Genomic DNA, 22424 nt, shown 5'->3' with positions numbered 1-22424 from the left:
ACAAAGCTCCGGTGGGATGCTTTACCGGGGGCCCGCCTGCGGCGGGATAAACTGGCTGTCCATGAACGCAGCAACGAACTTCCAGCCCGTGCACGCAGCCGACATCCAGGCGGCGCAGGCCCGAATTTCGTCTGTCATCGAGCCCACACCGCTGCAGTACTGCCCGCGCCTGTCTCAGCTGCATGGGGTGGATGTGTACCTCAAGCGCGAGGATTTGCAGGATGTTCGCTCGTACAAGATCCGCGGCGCCTACTACAACGTCGCCAACCTCACGCCGGAGGAGAAAGCCGCGGGAGTAGTGGCGGCGTCGGCAGGCAACCACGCCCAGGGGGTGGCCTACGCCTGCCGCGCGATGGGTATCCGCGGCAAGATCTTCGTGCCGAAGCCCACCCCGAAGCAAAAGCGCGACCGCATCCTCGTGCACGGCGGTGAGGCCATCGAGCTGGTCGTGGTTGGCAACACCTTCGACGAGGCCGCCGAGGCCGCGCGTGTCGACGCCGCCGAGCGCGGTGCCACCGTCGTCGAGCCTTTCGACGCCCGAGCCACCGTGACCGGCCAGGGCACCGTGGCCGCCGAGATCCTCAGCCAGCTCACCGTACTGGGCCGCGAACTCGGCAGCGTGTCAGTGCCCGTGGGTGGTGGTGGCCTGCTCGCCGGCGTGACGTCGTACCTGGCGGACATGTCGCCGCTGACCTCAGTAATTGCGGTGGAGCCGAAGGGAGCGGCCTCGCTGCACGCGGCAATGGCTAACGGCGGTCCGGTCACGCTGGAAACGATCGACCCCTTCGTCGACGGTGCGGCCGTCAAGCGCATCGGCGCGTTCCCGTATGAGACGATCGACGCCAACCTGAGCCGGATCCACATGGTCACAGCTGACGAGGGCGCGGTTTGCACCGAGATGCTGGGGTTGTACCAAAATGAGGGGATTATTGCCGAGCCCGCTGGCGCACTCTCCGTCGCGGGGCTGAGCGGAGTGAAGTTTGAGCCGGGCAGCACCGTAGTCTGCATCATCTCCGGGGGCAACAACGACGTGCTGCGGTACGCGGAGATCATGGAGCGCTCGCTTGTGCACCGCGGCCTCAAGCACTATTTCCTGGTGAATTTCCCGCAGGAGCCGGGTCAGCTGCGCACGTTCCTCACCGACATCCTCGGCCCCGACGACGACATCGTCTTGTTCGAGTACCTGAAGAAGAACAACCGAGAGACCGGCACCGCGCTCGTCGGTCTGGAGCTGTCCCGCGCGCGCGACTTGGAGCCGCTGATGGAACGGATGGACGATTCACCTATCGACTGCCGCCGTCTCATGCCGGGCACCAAGGAGTACGACTTCATCGTCGCCGGTTAAGCCGACGGGACGAGCCTAGCGCTCGATGAGCGCGAAACCCCAGGGGCCCAGCGTCGTGGACTCCGCTGCGACCTCGGGGTCCCCGAAGGAGTAGAGGAGAGTGCCGCCCACCGGCACGGTCACGGTCTCAGCGCTGAAGTTCGCGGCGAGCACGACGTCCTCGTAGCCCATGGTCAGCCACGTGTCTGAGTTTTCCACCTGCAGCTCGCGCAGGTCCTCGCGAGCGAAGTTGTACTGCTCGCGCAGGCCGAGAAGGGCCTGGTAGGCCTCGAAGATCTCGTCCTGGTCGCGGTCGAACTCCCACGACAGCTTCGCCGACGCGTAGGTTTCCGGGTCGGAGGGGTCGGCAACCTCATCGGGGTTCCATCCCAGGCGGGCGAACTCGTGGAAGCGGCCCTCGCGGGTCAGGCGATTGAGTTCGTCGTCGGTGTGCGAGCAGAAGAAGGGGAAGGGGGTGCGCGCCCCGAACTCTTCGCCCATGAACAGCATCGGGGTAAACGGCGAGCAGAGCACCACCGCGGCCTTGAGCACCTGCTGGGTGGGCGTGAGGCTTTGCGACGGCCGGTCGCCGGCGGCCCGGTTGCCCGTCTGGTCGTGGGTGGTGGTGTAGGTGATCATCCGCCACGGTCCGATTGCGGCCAGGTCCAGCGGCCGACCGTGGGTGCGGCGGCGGTACTCCGACCACGTGTCGCGGAAGCGGTAGGCGTGGCGCAACGTGTCGGCGAGGATTTCGACAGTGCCGAAGTCCACGTAGTACGCCTGACGCTCGCCGCTGACGAGGGTGTGGATGCAGTGGTGGATGTCGTCAAGCCACTGCGCGGACAGCCCGTAACCGCCGACGGACTCGTCGTTGACAATGCGGGGGTCGTTCTGGTCGGTCTCCCCGATGATGGTGCGGGGAATACCGGTCTTCTCGGCGACCGAGTCCGAGACTCGGCGGATTTCCTCCATGATGGAGAAGGCGCGGCGGTCGTCGTAGGCGTGGACCGCGTCGAGACGCAGGCCGTCGATGTGGAACTCGTCGAGCCACTGGCGCACGGCATCGAGGATGAAGGCGCGCACCTCGTCGGACGCGGGGCCCGACAAGTTAACCACGTCACCCCAGTCGGTGTGCCCGGCCGTCAGGTAGGGACCGAACATGCCGTTGTAGTTGCCGTCGGGTCCGAAGTGGTTGTACACCACGTCGAGGAAGACGGCGAGGCCCTTGGCGTGCGCGGCGTCGACAAGCTTTTTCAGGCCGAGCGGCCCACCGTAGGAGTCTTGGACGGCGAACCAATCGACGCCGTCGTAACCCCAGTTGCGCTCACCGCCGAACGGCTGGACGGGCATGAGCTCGATGGTGGTCACCCCCAGCTCGAGGAGGTAGTCGAGCTTCTCCGCGACCCCCTCAAACGTCCCAGCCTCCGAAAATGTGCCCACGTGCACCTCGTAAATCACCTGCCCGCGCAGGTGCAGGCCCCTCCAGGCACTGTCCGTCCACGGGAAGTCCGCGTCAACGACCTCGGACTTGCCGTGCACGCCCTCCGGCTGCGCGCGGGTGCGCGGGTCGGGTAGGGGCTTGGACCAGTCGGTGCCGTCGAAAAGGCGGAACGCGTAGCGCTGGCCCGCCGACGGCGCGACGATATCGGGGTCTATGACCCACCATCCGCTGCGGTGCGGGTCGTCGGACATCGGGTGCTCTGAATCGTTGACAACCAGGCGAACCTCGTGCGCGAATGGTGCCCAGACCTCGAACTGTGCGGATGAAGACATGCAAACAACAGTAGTAACATCGGAAGCCGACATGCCAAGCACCCCGACGTCCTACGTTCTACCCGCCGTCGGCGGCACGACCGTCCACGAGCTGGAGGTCAAGCGCTCGCGCTTCATCACCTGGATTGCCCGCGCGCGTGACGAGGGCGAGGCGCGCGGGCTCGTCGACCGGGCACGTGCCGCTTACCCCGACGCGCGCCACCACTGTTGCGCGTTCATTGTCGACGGCGGCGCGGTTAACCCGGTGGAGCGCTCCTCCGACGACGGCGAGCCGTCGGGCACCGCGGGCACTCCCATGCTCGACGTGCTGCGCGGCTCCGGCATGCGCGACATCGCCGCGGTGGTCACACGCTACTTCGGCGGGGTGAAGCTCGGCGCTGGAGGGCTCGTCCACGCCTACTCCAACGCCGTATCCGACACCCTCGAGCGCGTGCCGCGCGTGCGCCGCCAGGTCAAGGAGCTAGCCACTGTGTCTCTGCCGCACGCCGAGGCCGGCCGAATCGAATCGGAGTTGCGCCGCGCGGGCATCGAAGTGGCCAGCATCGAGTACGACTCTCTGGCGAACTACACGCTCGCGTTCGAGCCCGGACAGCGCGAGCGTGTCGACGCCCTCCTGGCCGCCGCCACCCGCGGAAGCTGCGAAACGGCCTCGGCCGGACATGACTGGGTGGAGGTGGAGCTGCGGGGTTAAACTTGGCCCATGACTTTGCAGCCCCGCCCGAACAATCCGATCGAAGCGCGCAAGCAGGCTGTGCGCAAATACTCTCGCAACGCCGTGGCATGGGCCGGTGGCGGTGCGGTCGGTGGCGTCGCCCTCGGCCTCTTGCTCGGTTCGCCGTTCTCCTTCACCATCCTCATCCTCGGCCTCATTATCGGTGTCGTCGGGGGGTACATGAACTACAGCAAGGTGCAGAAAATCATCAACCACCAGGACAACTACTAGGTTCGCATGTCAGACTCCGACGGCGCGCCCGTCCGACTCGACGTGTGGCTTTGGGCGGTGCGCATCTTCAAAACCCGCTCTCAGTCCGCAGAGGCCGTACGCGCCGGCCACGTCAAACTCAACGACGTCGCTGCTAAACCTGCCGCGCAGGTGGTCCCGGGCGACCACCTGCGCGTATGGAAGGACCACCGCTACCTCGAGTTCGAGGTCACTGGCACCGTGCGCAAGCGGGTTGGCGCCCCGGTCGCACGCACAATGTACGTCGACAAATCCCCGCCGCCGCCACCGCGCGACATCTTTGCCACCCTACCGGTGCGCGACCGTGGTGCCGGCCGTCCCACGAAAAAGGACCGCCGCGCCATCGACCGGCTGCGCGGGTTCTAATCCGGTGCTTCAGTCCCCGCCCGCCCGCAGCGCTGTGAGCCTGGTCCCCAGGCGGGAGCGGCGCAGCTTGGGACGGTTGCCCGCCTCGGCGGTGCGCTCGATGTGCTCGGTGCCGAAGCGGTTGAGCAGGATGTCGTCGATAATGCGGACCTGGCCGGGCACGAAAGCGTAATTCATCACGTTCTCCACCGCTTCCAAGTCAGCAGAGTTGACCAGCTCCGCGAGCGAGGAGACGGCCTCAATGTCATGCGCCCGCAGAAGTTCCATGAGGAAGCGGTAGTCGCCCGGGCGTGACAGGGGGAATCGGCTGCCGAGCAAAACCGTGAGCACACCCGGCAGGGTTTCGGGGGCGAGCTCGGCGTCGACAGCCGTGTCCACGGTGTGCTGCGGGTTGTTGATGCTGGCGATCTGGTCGAACTGCTGATCCGCGAGCTCGATGAGCCCGGCCGCGAGGGTGAAGGCGCGATCGATCTGGGGATCGGGGGCCTCGCCGGAGCGCTTGTAGCGGATGTCGTGCTCGAACTCCGCCCACGCGTGCTGCAGCACAGTACGGATTTGCACCTCGAATTGGGTGCCTACGTGTGACTCGAGGTTTTCCGACTTTTCTGTCACGCGCAACACGACGTGGTGGGAGCCGTACCCGAACCCGCCTGCCACCCGGGTCTCCTGAGCCTTATCGACACTGCGCAGAACCTCGAACTCGTCCGCCAACAGCGTCAGCACTGCTGGGATCTCGGTGGAGTGCAGCACCGTAATCCTCGCCCCGACAACATCGCGGATGTCTGTCCACGGGTCGGGGTAGACCGGCTCGCCGTCGCGTTGCTTGCGGGCCTTCGCTTTGAGCGACGGCCACGATTTGATGCGCACGTCGACGCGATCGAAGTTGACACCGGCGTCGCCGAGCAGCTCGACCAGAGCCTGCTGAAACGACGTTGCCGCGTCCGGGTGCGCATTGACCCATGCGTGGTAGGTCGAACCGAGTCGCGCGATCGTGTCCTTTCTCACGGGGGTCAAGGCTACCCCTACAAGGCGACGGAGTTGATGAGCCGAGAAGAGACGAGCAACGCGGTGGGCAGGACCCCCAACACGTCTGCGACAGGCACGGTGCCCTCGTAGGTACGGCCTGACATGCGGTCCACCCACGTGCCCCGCGGAAGGGTGACGGTGGTGTTGCCCCAGCCGCCGTTTCGCTCCAGAAGTAGTGGCCTGCGGGTCGCGAGCGCTATGACGGATAGCCCAGCCGCACCGTGGACGTCCCCGTCGCCGCGCGCGATGCCGACAAGGTGCCACTCGGCCTCGCCCACGCCGAAGACGGGCTGGTGCTCGCCGGAGAGGAAAACGTCCGGGTACTCGCGCCGGAGCATGAGCGCCTCCCGCACAACGGCCTGCTTGGCGCGGTCAATAATGCGCGGCAGGTGGGGGTACAGCGATGGGCCGGGGATGTCCTGGGCTTCAGCGCTCTCGTCGGCGCTGTTCTCCGTGCCCAGCGCGAGATACGCTGCCAGCGAGCGGTCGGTGCCGGACTTGAAATCGAGGTACTGCTCGAGAGTCTGCGCGCGACGGGTGTAGTCCACGAAACGCCGGTTGTCTGGGTCCACTAGCGACAGGTCGAAGTATTCCTGGCCCTGGTAGGTGTCGGGAATGCCGGGGCCGACAAGTTGGAGCATTTTGCGGCCGAGGGAAACCTGGATCGCGCCATTGTGCAGGCGACCGGCGAACGAGGTGAGCGCCGAAGTAACCGGGCCGAACAACAGGGCGTCGATCCAGTCGGTGATAGCCTGCTCGAATCCCGGGTCGTGGTCGAACCAGCTCGTTTTCACGCCCGCTTCCCGCACGGCCTTGATCGCGTAGTCGTGCAGGCGTTCGCGAAGGGACTCCGTGATCTCGCCGTCGTGCGGCCACACGCCCACAATGTTCTGGATGAGGAAGTGCCCGGTGGCGGAATCCGGCGGGGGCACGATCGCGTTAACCTGGCGGACGAGTTCCGCGAAGTCGCTCGCTGTCTCAGTGATCCCGATAATGCGGGCGCGGGTGTCTTCCGTGCGTTTGGTGTCGTGGGTGGTCAGCGATGTCATCGCGTGGGGCCACAGGGTCGCGCGCTCCTGCTGCAGGAGGTGGAACTCCGCGGCCGAGACTCCGAAGCGTCCGGGGGCGCCGCCGACTTCCTGAAGCGCGACGAGCCTGCACGCGCGGTAAAACAGAGTATCTTCTACGCCCTTCGCCATCACCGCGCCGCAGACCTGCGCGAAGCGCGTTTTGGCCTCGCTGTTGGCCAGCAGCGCCGCAGTGATGAGGTCGAGGGCGTCGCGGCGCGATGGGAAGCGGCGCGCCATCTCTGCCACCACAGAGGAGGTGATGCGCGACAGGGAGATGTAATCTGCGCGGTAGACGGGGATCGCGGCCACCAGCTCGATGACCGTCGTCGTTAGGTCGTCGTCAGAGACGGTGTGGCCGGCCGTGGAGAAGTTGTCCCGGCGGATCGCACGGGTGAGCCTGCGGATCTCCGCACCGAGCTCGGAGGATGCCACATCGCGCTTGAGCTGGTGTTCCGCAGCCTCTATGGCAGCTTCGTCCCATGTCGAACCGGACTGCTGAAGGGCGAGCATGCTTAGCGCGTCCTCGGACTCGCGGGAGATGAAGACACCGTCGAACTCGCGCATGGCGTCATAACCAGTCGTGCCGTCAACGGCCAACCGCGGATCCAGCGGCTCGTTGACGCCGAGGATCTTCTCCACGACCAACCAGCGGTCGTCGCCGATCAGGTCGCGCAGGCGGGTGAGATAGTCGAAAGGATCCGCCAACCCGTCCGGGTGGTCGACGCGGATACCGTCGATGAGGTCTTCCGCAATCAACTGGCGCAGGATGCGGTGCGTCTGCTCGAACACCAGGGGATCCTCTTGGCGGATACCCGCCAGGCCGTTGACGGAGAAGAAGCGGCGGTACGAGATGACTCCGTCGCGCCAAAACATTAGGCGGTAGTGCTGCCGGGAGTAGACGTCGACAGGGTCGTCATCAAGCGAGGAGTAGCTTTCCGGGTCGAGCGGGAAGTACTTGTCGTAGTATTTAAGAACGTCTTCGCCAACCTCCGGGAGGTGGACAAGCTCGAACTTGCCCTCGTCGCCCTCCGCGCCGAGCACGGGCAGACCGAGGCGGCCATCTGCTCCGTTGTCCTCGTGCCAGTCGATGTCGAAGTAGGACTCGTATTCGGATGCCCGTCCGAGTTTCAGCACATCCCACCACCAGCGGTTCAGCCGCGGCGTCTCAACTCCCAAGTGGTTGGGCACGATGTCGAGCACGATGCCGAGGCCCGCCTCATGGGCGGCGGCAGAGAGCTCGCGCAGACCATCAATGCCGCCGAGCTCGGGGTTGACCACAGTCGGGTCGGTGACATCGTAATTGTGGTTCGACTCTTTAACCGCCGTGAATATCGGGGAGAGGTAGAGGTGCGACACTCCCAGGGAACGAAGGTAGGGGATTTGCTCCGCCGCCTCAGCGAACCCGAACTGCCTTCCCGTCGGATCTGCGTGGGGGCCACGGAGTTGGAGGCGGTAGGTCGAGGTAATCGGGCGTCGCATCGGTGCTCCTGGGGCTTTCGGAAATAGGTGGTCGGACAAGTTCCGCATTCCAAGCGTAATCATCTTCGCCTAAGCCCGGCGCCTCAGTTCGACTCCACCACCGGGAAACCCACCGAGTAGCGCATCGCGCAGCCGGACGGGAACCGGCGGGCGAGGGAGCGGGCGGAAGCATCGAACACGAACAGCTCCCGAAAGTCCCGGGTGACGTACCCCAGCTCGTGCCGGGGCCGCATCACGTGGGAAAAATGGGAGTGGACGATACTGAACAGCTGCGGGTGGGACAGCCACGCGGCGGGCGCGATCCCGTCTTCGCGCAGCTGCAGCCCTCGGGGGGCGTCGACACCTAGCACGTGGCGGGCGTCGCGCACCCAAAATTCGGCGCGGCCGTCGGAGACAGCCTCAGCGACGACGGTGCGCGCGGCCGTGTTCCACGCCTCGTGCACGCTGCGTCCCGCCGCGCCGATTCGCTGGTGGCTGGCCGGGCACCCTTGGCCGTCGACAAGCACGCACGCCAGCTGGGGCGATAACGTGATGTAGGCGGTGGACGAGCCGAACGCCGGGCTCGGCCACAGGTGGGATCCGCTATGGAACCCGGCGCGGCTGACGAGGCTGAGGGAAAGATCACCCAGTGGCGCTGCAGTATGGACGGAAGCGTGCGGCGCGCGGGTGGCGATGACAGTTGGCATGCCTACTTAGACTGCCTCGCGGCGCCGACGGTTCCCTCTAAAACGGAGGTTGCTCGTCCAGCCCCAGAACGGACAGAAGACGCTCTGCAGTCCAGATGTCGATCTCCTGGCCCTTGTCCATCAATTCGCGGGCCCGCTTCTCCTTCGACGTCATCGTCGCCCATTCCCCGGTGACCAGGATGGTCGTCTTCTTGGTCACGTTCTTGCCCACCTGGCCACCCTGCTCGGCGATGCCAGACCACAACGTGCCCTTGTCAAAGGGCTCGAACTCACCGGTGAGGGTGACATTGTGGCCGTACAGCGGGGAGTTGGGATCAGCCTTCGGGTTCGGGTCCGGAATAGAGTCCGGTGTCGCCACCGACTGCCACGGCGCGGGGCCACGGCGGGCGGACTCCTGCTGGGCGGGTCCCGGCTCTGGCTCGCCCGCCGGTACCGGCGACTCGTGTTGGTTGCTTCCGCGGGGCGTAACTACGCCCTCTCCGGCCAGCTTCGCTTGCATGGCCCTCGTTGCGCCGGAGCGGTCGCGCAACACGGGCGTGACCCGCTGCTCACCAATTACACCAAGGGAGAATCCCGTGGAGTGGACGAAGTTCATGAGGCTGCCCTCGTGCCCGGCCTCGCGCGCTAGGCCGATCATGATGCCGGCGCATGCTGCGGCGTCCTCGCACGCGTCGTGGTGGTTATCCAAGGCGACGCCGAAATGCTTGGCGAGGGTGGGCAGACGGTGATTGGCCACGTCCAGCTTCACGGCCCGGGCCTGCGCCAACGTGCACGCGAACATGACGGTCGGGATCGCGCGGCCGACCGCCCGGCAGGCGTCTCGCAGCGCGGTGGCGTCGAACTGTGCGTTGTGAGCCACCAGCGGCAAATCCCCGACGAACTCGACGAGCTCATCCACCCGCTGCGCCACTGGCGGGGCACCCGCCACGGCATCTGCTGAGATCCCGTGGATGGAGACGTTGTAGGGGTCGAAATCCTCGAGCCCGGGAGGGGGAGTGCACAGCCACGAGGCGCGTTCAACTTCCTCGCCGCCGATGACCTTCACCAGGCCGATCTGGCAAATGGAGCCCCATGCGGGGTTCGCGGTCTCCACGTCGAATCCGACGAAGTCGAACCCCGAAATACCGGTACCCTGATCCGCCGGGGAGGATGGGGCGGGCGCCTCGCCGCGCCGGGCGGCGTCGATAAGCGCCTCCAGCTGCACGGGGCCGGAGGTGTCACCGGGCGCGAACCGCACCACCTGCACACCCTCCTTATGGGTGACCGCGCAGGAGGCGCCGCGCCAAGGGTCTACCTCCGTCACACTCACGCCGGTCACCGACGCGGCCTCGATGCGCACGTCCTCGGACGAACCCGATAACGCTGCCGACAGGGCCGACGGGTGCAGTACGAGCGCGGAGCCCTCAGCCGTCACCGTCACGCCATGTGCAGCAATTGCTGAAACCACTTATTCACTCTCCTTGAGCGCTAGAGTGCAACCTCTGCGCGCTCGCTATCGGTGTCGAGCACCGGGGGCTCGATCTGCTTGAGCACGATCGTTGAGCGCGCCGGGACGTCGATAGTCGCACCCGCCTCGACCGCGTCCTTGTCCACCGGGTATCCCAGAGGCTCCGTGGTGTCGATCAGAACCTCCCACTTGGACCCGAGCCACTTCTCGGGAAGCGTGAACCCGATGTCTTCGAAATGGGCGTTGAACATGAGGATGAAGGAGTCGTCCGATACGCGCTGGCCGCGGCGGTCCGGCTCCGAGATCGCGTCGCCGTTGAGGTAAACCATGAGCGCCTTGCCGAAGGCAAAGTCCCAGTCCTCGCGTTTCATCAGCTTGCCGGACGGCACCAGCCACGCGATCTCGCGGTGCATGACGTCGTTGCCCAGCGCGCCACCCTCGAGGAAGCGGCGGCGGCGGAACACCGGGTGCTGTTTGCGGATGGCGATGAGGCGGCGGGTGAAGTCGTGCAGCTCCTCCGCTTCCTCGAGCCGGTCCCAGTTCATCCAGCCGATCTCGTTGTCCTGGCAGTAGACGTTGTTGTTGCCGCCCTGGGTGCGGGCGAACTCGTCGCCGTGAGCGATCATCGGCGTGCCCTGGGACAGCAGCAGGGTCGTGAGGAAGTTGCGTCGCTGCTGGGCGCGCAGCTGCGCGATCTCGGGGTCGTCTGTCGGGCCCTCGACGCCGCAGTTCCACGAGCGGTTGTGGCTCTCGCCGTCGCGCGAGTTCTCCATGTTCGCCTCGTTGTGCTTCTCGTTGTAGGACACGAGATCGTTGAGGGTGAAGCCGTCGTGGGCGGTGATGAAGTTGATCGACGCCGTCGGGCGGCGGCCGTTGTGCTGGTACAGGTCGGAGGAACCGGTCAGGCGCGAGGCGAACTCGCCGAGGGTGGAGGGCTCACCGCGCCAGAAGTCGCGCATGGTGTCGCGGTACTTGCCGTTCCACTCGCTCCACAGGGCGGGGAAGTTGCCCACCTGGTAACCGTTTTCACCCACGTCCCACGGTTCGGCGATGAGCTTGACCTGGGATACGACGGGGTCCTGCTGGACCAGGTCGAAGAAGGTTGCCAGGCGATCCACGTCGGAGAACTCGCGGGCCAGGGTGGAGGCGAGGTCGAAGCGGAAGCCGTCGACGTGCATTTCGGAGACCCAGTAGCGCAGCGAATCCATGATCAACTGCAGGGAGTGCGGGTCGCGCACGTTGAAGGAGTTACCGGTGCCGGTGTAGTCCATGTAGTGGAACTTGTCACCGTCGACAAGCCGGTAGTACGCCTCGTTGTCGATGCCGCGGAACGCGATGGTCGGGCCCAGGTGGTTGCCCTCGGCGGTGTGGTTGTAAACCACGTCGAGGATGACCTCCATACCGGCCTCGTGGAAGGCGCGCACCATGCCCTTGAACTCGGCGACGACGTCGCTCGGTTTCTCCGAATAGGCGTAGTCCTGCTGCGGGGCGAAAAACCCGAACGTGTTGTAGCCCCAGTAGTTGCGCAGGCCCAGGTCGCGCAGGCGGTCGTCCTGCAGGAACTGGTGGACAGGCAGAAGCTCGACGGAGGTGACTCCGAGATCTTTGAGGTAGTCGATGACCACTGGATGTGCCATGCCCGCGTAGGTGCCGCGCATGCTCTCCGGCACGTCCGGGTGAGTCTGGGTCATACCCTTGACGTGGCATTCGTAGATCACCGTCTCCTCGTCCGGGATGCGCGGGGAGCGGTCGTCGCCCCAGTCGAAGAAGGGGTTGATCACCACCGACAGCATGGTGTGGCCGAGCGAGTCCTCCTCGTTGCGGCCGGTGCCGGGCTCCGTCGCATTGATGTCGTAGGAGAAGAGGGAGGAATGGCCGTCGAACTCGCCGTCGAACGCGCGGGCGTAAGGGTCGACGAGCAGCTTGCTGGGGTCGCAGCGCTTGCCGCTCTGCGGGTCCCATGGGCCGTGGATGCGGTAGCCGTAGCGCTGCCCGGGGGTCACACCCGGCAAGTAGGCGTGCCACACGAAGTTGTCCAGTTCTTCGAGTTCGACGCGGGTTTCAACGCCCTGTTTGTCGATCAGACAGAGCTCGACCTTGTCGGCGACGGCGGAGAATATGGCGAAATTGGTGCCGGCGCCGTCATAGGTCGATCCGAGCGGGTAGGCCGATCCCGGCCACACCACGACATTTGATGCACTGGGTTGTGCGTTCACGTCAGTCATGGGGCCTAATCGTATAGCAGGCCCGCCCCAAGCTCGCGCCGTGCTGCACTCCGCTCTAGGCGGAGCCGCCCCGCAGCCCCGCCACGAGGAAGGAGACTGCCGGGCCTACCTCGGGCCCGGCCACCCGCCCCGCCGCCGGCAGCTCCCCGGTGGCCTCGGCGAGTTGCGATGCGGACTGGTGGACGGTGGTCGCGCCCAGTGTCATGTAGAGCAACCCGTCCGCTGCCGAGCGGCGATCGCTTGTCGACGCCCCCATCTCCGCGCCCTCGAGCTCCCGCTCGACCGCCGCCCGCATGAGATGCGTCAGAGACGCCGCGACCGCCGATCCTGGCTGCGACATTGCGGTGATGACCACTTCTGCGCCGTCCCGATGCCCGAGGAGGGTGTCTCTGAGGCGCGTACATAGCTCTGCGGGGGAGCAGTGAGCGGGTGCGTCGATAAGCGGGCTGACGATGAGCGACGCGATGGCCGAGATGAGCTCCTGCTTGTTCTCGATATGCCAATAGAGCGCCCCCGGTGCGACTCCGAGGGTGGAGGCGACGCGCCGCATCGTCACGTCGGCGAGGCCGTACTCGTCGAGGATGCCTAGGGCAGCCCGACTGATGGACTCGCGTGACAGTTGCATAAGGGAGACATTACCGGGTGATACCGGTGCGAAGGTCCCGCGTTTCTCACAGCGAGTACCCAGAAGATTTGCACCTGCAGACAACAGCCTGCCAAGGGGGCCACTGTTATTATTGAGGGAATTAAAAAAGCGATAGGGCGTGGCATTCTGCCGTAGCCCTTCGAAGGAGAGTATGGGCTGTGAAGTTTTCTACCGGTGCTAGAACGGTTTCCGCGGTATCGACGGTTGCATTTGCGCTGTCACTCACCGCCTGCGGGTCCGACAAGGATGACACCACGGTGGTCAACGCGACCGCAACTGAAACCTCCACCCACACCAGTACCTCGAGCGCCCAAGAGCCGGCGCCTTCCGTCAGTCCCACCGACGAGCCGACGACTGCGGGTGATAAACCGCAGGATCCGGCGGCGGGAGCTGCGGCGGCGGGTGCGACGCTGTCGAACCCCTTCGAGGACCCGAACTTCCAGCCCCCGAACCACGAGCCGCTGCAGAGCGGCACCGCGGGCACCGAGGCGGACAGGCAGCAGATGCAGGACACCATGTACGCCTCGCTAAACCCGCCGAGCCCGGAGAAGTGGACCCGCGTGCTCCTAGAGAACTCCTGTCGAAAGGTCACGGAGCCCGCACAGGAGGAGATGAAGCGCTCCGGCTACACCTTGGACCAGATTGAACAGGCGGCTCGCATGCAGGCGCAGGCTGGCCAGGGTATCAGCCTGCCGAAGAGCGACGTCTCCGTGACCGACGTGAAGATCGACGGCAACCGCGCCTCAGCCAACGCCACCGTGACTAACGAGAACGGGACGGACACCCAAGTCCAGATCTTCGAACGCGAAGACGGGCGCTGGAAGCTCTGCAGCTAGGGCCCGCATTCCGGTGAAAATAGCCTCCACTCCCGGTGCGTGGGCTCAGCTGCTTGTGATCGCGCTGGTGGCCGGATCCGTTGCGGGTGCCCTATGGGGTTTGACGCGCCCCGGATACGTCGGAGAGCTCGCAGAGGGCTCCTACCTGGTTGACCAGATCGCCAGCCCCGCAAACGTCGAGTTCGCGTCGTTCGGCGGGTTCGCGCTGTTGAGCGCCGCCCTCGGGATGCTGATCGCGGCCGCGGCTCACCTTCGCGGCCTGACGGGATTGCCTACCCTATTGTGGGTCAGCGCCTGCGCGGGGGCTGCGGCTTTCGCCGTGGTCACTTTCGGCGGCTGGTCCGCGGACCTTTTACACGCCTCGCCCCACGCCCCAGCCCTCAACTCGCCCTTTGCGGGGGGTGCGGCGTTCACGTTCGTTCCACCCCTGCGGCCCGGGGTGGGGTGGCTGGCGGGCCCGTTCGTGGCGGCTCTTACGTTCTACCTACTGACAGTCATTGCAGAACTACAGGAGATCCGCAAAACGCAAACGTCGCTAATTGAGGGCTAACTTTCGCCCGCGCCGGGCCACCGGACGGCCGAGTCCCCCTTCATCTGCGTCGTGATGTGGTCCACCGCGCCGAGAATGGAGACGAACGACGTGATCACGTAGTTGTGCCTTTGGTCGGGGGAGAGGCCCTCGCTGGCAAGGCAGGTCGTCTCCACGTGGAGGTGGAGGTCGCCATCGTTGTCCAGGATGTAGGCGCGTAACCCGGCCGACTGCTCGTTGAGGTCGTTGCATACGAGCCACAGGGGGAGGAAGCCCTCGTCGGCGTCGGTTCCGGTGTCCCACATGGCGGTGACCCGGGCGTAGTGGCCGGCATCGATGCACACGGCGAACGCGATGCCGTTGACCCCGGTGGTGATGATGTCTTCCGTGGCCAGGGAAAACGTGAAGTCGAGCATCTCGAGGGAGTCCGCAAGGGCTTCGAGGTCCACGGGCTCCACCGGGTCGCAATCACGCTCCTGATACAAGTCCGGCACGTCATGGATGTCGGCGAACTCCCGGTGCTCACCGCGCGGCAGGTGGCGCTCCGCCGGATGGCGGCCGAGGAGCGCCTCCGCGTCCTGAGCTCGGGCGAGGGCGGGTGGCAGCGGCTGGTCGAACTCGACGGGAAGGAACTTCTCCCGCAGCTGGGTGGAAAATGCTGCGGCGTGTTCGAAGGCGTCGGCAAGCTCCGCCATGATCTGATCGTCAGTCAGACCGCACCGGATTCTCACCCCGTAGCGCAGGCTGACCCCCACGTCACCCGAGTCCATGAGACTGAATGACGCGGTGGGACCGACCTTGTCGCGGTTCCACTCGTTGATGAACATGGCCAGTGAGGTGGAATGGGCGAAGTCGGTGGGGATGCGCTCGGCAAAGTCGGCGACAAGCATGAGAGGTTTGTCGTAGGAGATCCACAGCGTGGCCACGAAGGCGTAGGCGGGGACGACGATTCGGTCGGGGTGGCTGACGGTCTCCACCGCGTCTAGGCCCAAGCTGGTCAGGGCCGCGGTGACCCGGTCGAGGGTGACCTCGCCGGGCTGGCCTGTGCCCTCCTGCGGGTGGTCAGACGCGCTGTGCTTGCCCACGGCTACCTCCCTAACTCAAGTCGGAAACGGCGGGCCGTGGTGGCCGGCCGCCGCGTAGGTCGAGCATAAGCCGTGCGGTGCGCCGGGTAAAGCGCCGTGCGCGTCTACCGGGGAATACAATAGGGCGACAGAAAGGAGACCGCCATGCTGCACTTGACTGACCTCCGGGGCCGGGCCCCCTCGACCTCCGAGCTGCGCCGCGTACTTCCCAGGGGTGGGGTGGACATCAACGCGGTACTGCCGACCGTGTCGCCGATCGTCGAAGACGTCCGGGAACGCGGCGCGGCCGCGGCGCTGGAATACGGCGAGAAGTTCGACCGCGTCCGTCCCGCGACCGTCGTGGTGCCCGCCGAGCGCCTCCGTGACGCGCTCTGCGACCTTGAGCCGCGGGTGCGCGAGGCCCTCGAGGCGGCGATCGCCCGCATCCGCGCCGTCCACGCCGCCCAGAAGCCGAGCGCCAACACCGTCGAACTCGGCCCCGGGGCGACGGTGACTGAGAAGTTCATCCCCGTCTCCCGCGTGGGCCTGTACGTCCCCGGCGGCAAGGCGGTGTACCCGTCAAGCGTGCTCATGAACGTCATTCCGGCACAGGAGGCGGGCGCGTCGACGATGGTGGTGTGCACTCCGCCGCAGGAGGAGTTCGGGGGATGGCCGCACCCGACCACCCTCGCGGCGTGCGCGCTGCTCGGTGTGACGGAGGTGTGGGCCGTCGGCGGCGCGCAGGCTGTGGCGCTGATGGCCTACGGCGACGACGAGTACGGGCTCGAACCGGTGGACATGGTCACCGGACCCGGTAACGTTTTCGTAGCCGCCGCCAAGCGCTTGGTTAACGGTGTCGTCGGCATTGACGCCGAGGCAGGTCCAAGCGAGATCGCGGTGCTTGCCGACGCCTCAGCCGACGCCACCCTCATCGCCTACGACCTGATCTCCCAGGCGGAGCACGACGAGAACGCCGCGAGCGTGCTCATCACACCCTCCGCTGAGCTGGCCCGCGCCGTCGACGGCGAGGTCGAGCGCCTTGCGGGGGAAACCCTCAACGCCGAGCGCGCGTCCTCCGCGTTGGGCGGGAAGCAGTCCGGCATCGTGCTTGTCGACGATCTCGAGGCCGCCATCGCGGTCACAGACGCCTACGCCTCCGAGCACACCGAGGTGCACACCGCCAACGCCCGCGAGGTGGCGGAGCGCCTGACCAACGCGGGCGCGATCTTCGTCGGCCCCTTCTCGCCGGTGCCGCTGGGTGACTACGCCGCGGGATCCAACCACGTGCTGCCCACCTCGGGCACGGCCCGCTTCTCGGCGGGACTGTCCACCCACACCTTCCTCAAGCCCGTCAACCTCATCGAGTACGACGAAGCGGCGCTTAGGGACATCGGCCCCCACATCGTCGTGCTCGCCGAGGACGAGCAGCTGCCCGCGCACGGCGAGGCCATCAAGGCCCGCGGAATCTAAGGAGCGCCCCATGAATTTCGAGGACAACACCGTAGCCGCGGCCACGGGGATCGCAGAGCTGCCGCTGCGCGGAGAGCTGCGCGGCAAGGCCGCCTACGGCGCGCCGCAGCTCGAGGTGCCCGTGGCGCTCAACACCAACGAAAACCCGTACCCGCCCTCGCAGGAGCTTATCGACGACCTTGTCAGCGAGATCGCGAAAATTGGCGCTACCCTCAACCGCTACCCGGAGAGGGACGCTGTCGAGCTGCGCACCGACCTCGCGGCCTACGTGTCCCGCCAGACTGGGGTCACCGTCACACGCGACAACCTCTGGGCCGCCAACGGCTCCAACGAAGTGCTGCAGCAGCTGCTCCAGGCCTTCGGCGGGCCTGGGCGCACGGCTATGGGGTTCACCCCGAGTTACTCCATGCACCCGATCCTCGCTTCTGGCACCCAGACCGAGTTCATTGCCGTACCCCGCGGAGCAGACTTCCGCATCGACATGGACACGGCACTCGACGCGATCGCTGAGCGCCGCCCCGACATTGTGTTCGTGACCACCCCGAACAACCCGACGGGCGATGTGACCCCGCTCGAGGACATCGAGCGCATTATCGCTGCGGCGCCCGGCATTGTGATCGTCGATGAGGCGTACGCCGAGTTTTCCCCGTCGCCCTCGGCCGTGAGCCTGGTGGAGAAGTACCCGGCCGCGCTGGTGGTGAGCCGCACCATGTCGAAGGCGTTCGACTTCGCGGGTGCCCGGCTCGGGTACTTCGTTGCTGCGCCGGCGTTCATCGAGGCCGTCATGCTCGTGCGCCTGCCGTACCACCTTTCGGTTCTCACCCAGGCCGCCGCCCGGGTGGCGTTGCGACACTCGGGCGAGACGCTCGCGGGCGTCGACAAGCTAGCGCGCGAGCGCGCCCGCGTTGAGGCGGCCTTGGGCGAAATGGGCTACGATGTAGTGCCGAGCGAGTCGAACTTTCTGTTCTTCGGGCACTTCGACGACACCCATGCCGCGTGGCAGACCTTCCTCGAGCGCGGTGTGCTGATCCGCGACGTCGGGGTCGACGGACACTTGCGGGTGACCATCGGGTTGGATGAGGAGAACAACGAATTTTTGCGGGCTGCGAAGGAGATCATCGGTGACTGACAGGGTGAGCGACAGGGTGGACGGCAGGCGGGGCAGCGCCTCACGGGCCACGAGCGAGTCCGACATCACCGTCGAGATCAACCTCGACGGCACCGGCCGGGTCGATGTGTCCACCGGATTGCCGTTCTTCGACCACATGCTCACCGCCTTCGCCACCCACGGTGCATTTGATCTGACAGTCCACGCAACGGGGGACACGCACATCGACGCTCACCACACCGTCGAGGACACCGCGATCACACTCGGTTGGGCGCTCGCCGAAGCGGTCGGCGACAAGGAGGGCATCCGCCGTTTCGGTTCCGCGCTGCTGCCGATGGACGAGACCCTGGTGGAGTCCGTCGTCGACTTCTCCGGTCGCCCGTACTTCGTCATGAACGGTGAGCCGGATCACATGCAGTGGCAGGTCGTTGGAGGCCACTACGCCACCGTGATCAACCGGCACTTCTTTGAGACGCTGGCCTACAACTCCCGGATCACACTCCACCTCAACGTTCGCTACGGGCGCGACCCGCACCACATCACCGAAGCCGAGTACAAGGCGGTCGCCCGAGCCCTGCGCCAGGCTGCAGAGCGCGACGGCCGCATCTCGGGTGTCCCGTCCACGAAGGGAGCCCTCTAGATGCCGCAGGGTTTTAGCGTCGCCGGCGGCATGTGGGTTTTGGTCTGTTTCCTCGTCGCGGGGCTGCTGATCGGCGGCGTGTGGTCCGCCTACCGGAACGGGAACACGCTGTTGACCGTGGTGCTCGGCCTCGCTGCCGCGCTCGCTCTATGCCTGGCTCTGGTGTCCATGACGGGAGCGATGGGATAGATGGCGCGAGAGCGTGCTCGGGGCGTGCTTACGCCTGAGGAAGTCGACGCGGTCACCTCACCCTGGAGAGCGCGCGGGCTCGTGGCGACACTTGTCGCGGTGGCCGCGGCATTCGGCGCGTGGGCGCTGCTGCTTCCGGTCGTGCCCACCGCGGTACTCGACTCCGGTGGATCGGAGACACTCGCCGGTGGGTCGACGGGCGCGTTCATGGCGGCGACCGTGATCACCCAGCTGTTCGTGCCCCGTCTTTTGCGCCGCTACGGCTACCGCGCCGTCATCGCGGTTGCCTCATTGCTCCTTGGCCTGCCGGCGCTAGGTTACGCGCTGGGGATGGATCCGGTGATCGTGCTCGCGGTCAGCGTCGTGCGTGGCATCGGTTTCGGCGCGCTGTCCGTGGCAGAGGCCGCCATCATCACCGAGCTCGTGCCCCTGCGCCTGCTCGGCCGCACCACGGGCATCTTCGGGCTCAGCGTCGGGTTCTCCCAGATGGTCGCGCTGCCCTCCGGGCTCGCGCTGGCGGAGCAAGTCGGGTACGAGCCGGTCTACATCCTCGCCACCGTCATCGGTCTCGCCGGCCTCGCGGTGTGCCTCCAGATCCCGGAAGTACCCCAGGCCGACCCGGACATGGCGGACTTGACCTCGGTGCGCGTGCCCCTGTGGCGCCTCGTCGCGGTGCCCATGCTGGCGCTCACGCTCGTCACCACCGCCTACGGCGCGGTGACCAACTTCCTGCCCGTCAGTGTGCGCGACCTTGATCCGACAGCAGGTGCGGCTTTCGGTGGAATCTTGCTCGCCGTGATGAACTTCGCCGCGATGATCTCGCGCTACTACGCCGGAGTGGTGCTCGACCGCCGCGGCATCCCCGGCACGGTGCTCATTCCGTTCCAGGTGTGCGCCGCGATCGGCATCTTCACCATCGCCGCCGTACTGTGGATGGAGGCCTCTGTGTGGTGGCTCCTGCTCGCCGCGTTCCTCTACGGCGCGGGCTTCGGCGCGGTGCAGAACGAGTCTTTGACCATGTTGTTCTACCGCCTTCCCAAGTCCAAGGCGTCGGAAGCCTCCGCCATGTGGAACGTTTCCTTCGACAGCGGAACGGGCCTGGGTTCGACCATCTACGGCATGATGCTGGCCTCGATGTCGATGGCGCCCATGTTCGGCGTGGCCGGCGTCGTCGTCTCGGTCGGTGTCGCGATCACCTTGGCGGACTACTGGCTGGGACGCCACCGCGTCACGGAGGTCAACAACTTGGCGGTGCGTCTGAGAGCCGTGCAGACGCTGCGGAGAAACGTCAAGCACAAACGGCCCGGGCGCTAGACTGGTCAACTATGACTGCGACCGCTTCACCCACCGTTGTGCTACTTGACTACGGCGCCGGGAACATCCGCTCCGCCCAGCGCGCGCTGGAGCACGTCGGAGCTGCCGTCACCGTCACTGACGACCCGAAGCTCGCCGTCGAGGCCGACGGGCTCGTTGTCCCGGGGGTCGGCGCGTACGCCGCCTGCATGCAGGGCCTGCGGGCGGTGAACGGCCCGCGCGCCATCGGGCAGCGGCTCGCGGGCGGGCGCCCGGTGCTGGGGATCTGCGTCGGCTTCCAGGTGCTGTTCGAGCACGGGGTCGAGCATGGCGTGGACACGGAGGGGCTCGTCGAATGGCCGGGGGTCGTCGATAAGCTCAAGGCCCCCGTGCTGCCCCACATGGGATGGAACACGGTGGATGCCGCGGATGGCTCCGAGCTGTTTGCCGGGTGCGATCCTGAGACCCGCTTCTACTTCGTGCACTCCTACGGTGTGCGGTCGTGGGACATGGAGGCCGACGAGTTCATCGCGCCTCCGGCGGTCTCGTGGGCCGAGCACGGTGGGGATCGCTTTGTGGCGGCGGTAGAGAACGGCCCACTGTGGGCCACCCAGTTCCACCCGGAGAAGTCGGGTGAGGCGGGCTTGGCTCTTCTGCGAAACTGGGTCCGTACGCTCCGTTAGACTCGTTCGCATGAGTTTCACACTTCTTCCCGCCGTAGATGTCGTCAACGGTCAGGCGGTGCGGTTGGACCAAGGCGAGGCCGGCACCGAAAAGAGCTACGGCGCGCCTCTTGAAGCCGCTGAACGGTGGCGCGACGAGGGCGCACAGTGGCTGCATTTCGTGGACCTGGATGCCGCCTTCGGGCGCGGGTCCAACCACGAGCTCATGGCGCAAATCACCCGCGCGCTCGGCATCAACGTAGAACTGACCGGCGGAATCCGCGATGACGTCTCGCTGCAGCGGGCGCTGGCAACCGGTGCGAAGCGTGTGAACATCGGCACCGCCGCGCTGAAGAACCCGGAGTGGACGGTGGACGCGATCAAGCGCTACGGCGACGCCATCGCCGTCGACATCGCGGTGCGCGAGGAGAACGGCCAGTGGCGTACCAAGGGTGACGGCTGGACGTCCGACGGCGGCGACCTGTGGGAGGTGGTCGAGTTTTTCGACGCGGCCGGGTGCGCCCGCTTCGTGGTCACTGACGTCAGCCGCGACGGCACGCTGACCGGGCCCAACGTCGAGCTGCTCCGGGACGTCTCGGCGGCCACCGACGCTTCCGTAACCGCGAGCGGAGGGGTCTCCACGATCGACGACGTTCTCGAGATTGCGCGCTGCGCGGACGAAGGCATTGATTCCGTCATTATCGGCAAGGCGCTGTACGAGCACCGCTTCACTCTGCGCGAGGTTTTGCAAGCGGTCGACGCGGCAGCCGACTCGGCGATGCGCGGCGAGTTCTGATACCCGCGAGTTCTACTACGGCTAAAGTAGCGATATGGATAGCAACGAGCAGTACCTGGAGATTGCGGAGTCTGTCGTCGCTTCGGCGCGCGAGCTATTCATTTCCCATCTCGGCGCGGCGCCCGCACTGTTCAAAGCATCCGGGGATTTCGCCACGGAGGCGGACATCGCGATCGAGTCCCTCATGCGCACCCGCCTGTCCCAGGAGACCGGCATCCCCGTCTACGGCGAGGAGCAGGGCGGCGATCTGAACTCCTCGGCCTGCTGGATCGTCGACCCTATCGACGGTACGTCGAACTACTCATCGGGTAATCCGAACTGTTCGATCTTGGTCTCGCTGATCCGCGACGGACAGCCGGCGGTGGCGATCACCGACATCCCGCTCATGGATATGCGGCTGACCGGGGTGGAGGGCTCCGCCGTCCACCTCAACGGCCAAGCCCTGCCGCGGATCGGCTCCGACACCACTGCGGCTTCTCAGGTGGGTGTCGGCTCCGTCCGCTCGCCCGATTCCGAACGCTACCCGGCGGACGTGCGGCTCAACATGATCGCCACTCTGGCCGACACGGATTTACGCCCGCGCATCTCCGGTTCCGTCGGTGTCGACTTCGCCTTCGTCGCCCAGGGCATCTACCAGGCAGCGGTGAGTTTCTCACCGCACCTGTGGGACAACTCCGCCGGGATACTGCTCGCGCGCTGCGCCGGTGCGGTGGTCACGGGGCCGGACGGAGAGCCGTGGACGATGGATGCCGTCGGCGCCATCGCGGGCACCCGGCGGGCGCACAAGATCGCCCTCAGTACGATGAGATCCGTCTCCTCCAAGTGAAAGGGCGC

22 protein-coding genes are annotated in these 22424 nt (G+C 66.2%); 14 read left to right on the top strand and 8 right to left on the bottom strand.

Annotation, left to right across the window (positions count from 1 at the left end; translation table 11 throughout):
• The first annotated feature begins 61 nt into the window (after positions 1-61).
• Positions 62-1345, top strand: coding sequence for a threonine ammonia-lyase IlvA (gene ilvA / locus G7Y29_RS07155; RefSeq protein WP_165002617.1), 1284 nt, complete (start codon positions 62-64; stop codon positions 1343-1345).
• 15 nt (positions 1346-1360) lie between these two features.
• Here the strand turns inward: ilvA and treZ are convergent, their stop codons facing one another.
• On the bottom strand, positions 1361-3097 hold the full coding sequence (gene treZ / locus G7Y29_RS07150; RefSeq protein WP_165002616.1) for a malto-oligosyltrehalose trehalohydrolase: 1737 nt from the start codon (positions 3095-3097) through the stop codon (positions 1361-1363).
• Between the two features lie 31 nt (positions 3098-3128).
• Here treZ and G7Y29_RS07145 point away from each other — a divergent pair, with 31 nt between their 5' ends.
• From G7Y29_RS07145 to G7Y29_RS07135, 3 genes are read left to right on the top strand one after another with little or no spacing between them, the layout of a single operon-like run.
• Complete coding sequence (locus G7Y29_RS07145; RefSeq protein ID WP_165002615.1) at positions 3129-3788, top strand: IMPACT family protein; 660 nt, start codon at positions 3129-3131, stop codon at positions 3786-3788.
• 9 nt (positions 3789-3797) lie between these two features.
• Positions 3798-4040, top strand: a complete 243-nt coding sequence (locus G7Y29_RS07140; protein ID WP_165002614.1) for a hypothetical protein — start codon at positions 3798-3800, stop codon at positions 4038-4040.
• 6 nt (positions 4041-4046) lie between these two features.
• A complete protein-coding gene (locus G7Y29_RS07135; RefSeq protein WP_165002613.1) occupies positions 4047-4424 on the top strand; it encodes an RNA-binding S4 domain-containing protein in 378 nt (125 codons plus the stop codon).
• A gap of 9 nt (positions 4425-4433) precedes the next feature.
• Here G7Y29_RS07135 and G7Y29_RS07130 read toward each other — a convergent pair whose 3' ends face one another.
• The 6 genes from G7Y29_RS07130 to G7Y29_RS07105 all read right to left on the bottom strand — a co-directional run bounded on the left by G7Y29_RS07130 (position 4434) and on the right by G7Y29_RS07105 (position 12982).
• The gene (locus G7Y29_RS07130) at positions 4434-5429 is read right to left on the bottom strand and encodes a GTP pyrophosphokinase (RefSeq protein WP_165002612.1); all 996 of its coding nucleotides are present in this window, start codon (positions 5427-5429) and stop codon (positions 4434-4436) included.
• A gap of 17 nt (positions 5430-5446) precedes the next feature.
• On the bottom strand, positions 5447-7999 hold the full coding sequence (gene treY, locus G7Y29_RS07125) for a malto-oligosyltrehalose synthase (protein ID WP_165002611.1): 2553 nt from the start codon (positions 7997-7999) through the stop codon (positions 5447-5449).
• Between the two features lie 83 nt (positions 8000-8082).
• Complete coding sequence (locus G7Y29_RS07120) at positions 8083-8685, bottom strand: hypothetical protein (protein ID WP_165002610.1); 603 nt, start codon at positions 8683-8685, stop codon at positions 8083-8085.
• 37 nt (positions 8686-8722) lie between these two features.
• Positions 8723-10132: a 3'-5' exonuclease gene (locus tag G7Y29_RS07115; protein WP_249399715.1), complete on the bottom strand. Its 1410-nt coding sequence runs from the start codon at positions 10130-10132 to the stop codon at positions 8723-8725.
• Positions 10133-10152: 20 nt separating this feature from the next.
• Positions 10153-12357 (bottom strand): glycogen debranching protein GlgX, encoded by a 2205-nt coding sequence (glgX, locus tag G7Y29_RS07110; RefSeq protein ID WP_165002609.1) that lies wholly within the window; start codon positions 12355-12357, stop codon positions 10153-10155.
• A 55-nt stretch (positions 12358-12412) separates the two neighbouring features.
• Positions 12413-12982 carry a TetR family transcriptional regulator gene (locus G7Y29_RS07105; RefSeq protein ID WP_165002608.1) on the bottom strand — a complete coding sequence of 190 codons (570 nt, stop codon included), beginning with the start codon at positions 12980-12982 and terminating at the stop codon, positions 12413-12415.
• A 179-nt stretch (positions 12983-13161) separates the two neighbouring features.
• Between G7Y29_RS07105 and G7Y29_RS07100 the strand changes: the two genes are divergently transcribed.
• On the top strand, positions 13162-13839 hold the full coding sequence (locus G7Y29_RS07100; RefSeq protein WP_165002607.1) for a hypothetical protein: 678 nt from the start codon (positions 13162-13164) through the stop codon (positions 13837-13839).
• A gap of 13 nt (positions 13840-13852) precedes the next feature.
• Entirely contained in the window at positions 13853-14389 is a 537-nt protein-coding gene (locus tag G7Y29_RS07095) for a hypothetical protein (RefSeq protein ID WP_165002606.1), read from the top strand.
• Here G7Y29_RS07095 and G7Y29_RS07090 read toward each other — a convergent pair.
• Positions 14386-15453 carry a YbjN domain-containing protein gene (locus G7Y29_RS07090; RefSeq protein WP_165002605.1) on the bottom strand — a complete coding sequence of 356 codons (1068 nt, stop codon included), beginning with the start codon at positions 15451-15453 and terminating at the stop codon, positions 14386-14388. The genes G7Y29_RS07095 and G7Y29_RS07090 overlap by 4 nt on opposite strands.
• 144 nt (positions 15454-15597) lie before the next feature.
• Between G7Y29_RS07090 and hisD the strand changes: the two genes are divergently transcribed.
• The 8 genes from hisD to G7Y29_RS07050 are packed head-to-tail and all read left to right on the top strand — an operon-like array spanning position 15598 to position 22416.
• Positions 15598-16902 carry a histidinol dehydrogenase gene (hisD, locus tag G7Y29_RS07085; protein WP_165002604.1) on the top strand — a complete coding sequence of 435 codons (1305 nt, stop codon included), beginning with the start codon at positions 15598-15600 and terminating at the stop codon, positions 16900-16902.
• A 10-nt stretch (positions 16903-16912) separates the two neighbouring features.
• Positions 16913-18031 carry a histidinol-phosphate transaminase gene (locus G7Y29_RS07080; RefSeq protein WP_165002603.1) on the top strand — a complete coding sequence of 373 codons (1119 nt, stop codon included), beginning with the start codon at positions 16913-16915 and terminating at the stop codon, positions 18029-18031.
• A complete protein-coding gene (gene hisB / locus G7Y29_RS07075; RefSeq protein WP_413228004.1) occupies positions 18024-18650 on the top strand; it encodes an imidazoleglycerol-phosphate dehydratase HisB in 627 nt (208 codons plus the stop codon). The genes G7Y29_RS07080 and hisB overlap by 8 nt, the downstream gene beginning before the upstream one ends.
• Positions 18651-18839 carry a hypothetical protein gene (locus G7Y29_RS07070; protein WP_165002495.1) on the top strand — a complete coding sequence of 63 codons (189 nt, stop codon included), beginning with the start codon at positions 18651-18653 and terminating at the stop codon, positions 18837-18839.
• Positions 18840-20153 carry an MFS transporter gene (locus G7Y29_RS07065; RefSeq protein ID WP_165002601.1) on the top strand — a complete coding sequence of 438 codons (1314 nt, stop codon included), beginning with the start codon at positions 18840-18842 and terminating at the stop codon, positions 20151-20153. It abuts the gene before it with no gap.
• 11 nt (positions 20154-20164) lie between these two features.
• Positions 20165-20815, top strand: a complete 651-nt coding sequence (gene hisH / locus G7Y29_RS07060; RefSeq protein ID WP_165002600.1) for an imidazole glycerol phosphate synthase subunit HisH — start codon at positions 20165-20167, stop codon at positions 20813-20815.
• Between the two features lie 10 nt (positions 20816-20825).
• Positions 20826-21590, top strand: coding sequence for a bifunctional 1-(5-phosphoribosyl)-5-((5-phosphoribosylamino)methylideneamino)imidazole-4-carboxamide isomerase/phosphoribosylanthranilate isomerase PriA (gene priA / locus G7Y29_RS07055; protein WP_165002599.1), 765 nt, complete (start codon positions 20826-20828; stop codon positions 21588-21590).
• Positions 21591-21624: 34 nt separating this feature from the next.
• Positions 21625-22416 carry an inositol monophosphatase family protein gene (locus G7Y29_RS07050; RefSeq protein ID WP_165002598.1) on the top strand — a complete coding sequence of 264 codons (792 nt, stop codon included), beginning with the start codon at positions 21625-21627 and terminating at the stop codon, positions 22414-22416.
• Positions 22417-22424 lie beyond the last annotated feature (8 nt).

Origin of the sequence: Corynebacterium qintianiae, from assembly GCF_011038645.2 — a bacterium.
GTDB lineage: Bacteria > Actinomycetota > Actinomycetes > Mycobacteriales > Mycobacteriaceae > Corynebacterium > Corynebacterium qintianiae.
The sequence above is the reverse complement of the archived record's forward strand: the minus strand, read 5'-3'. Positions and strand labels throughout refer to the sequence as shown.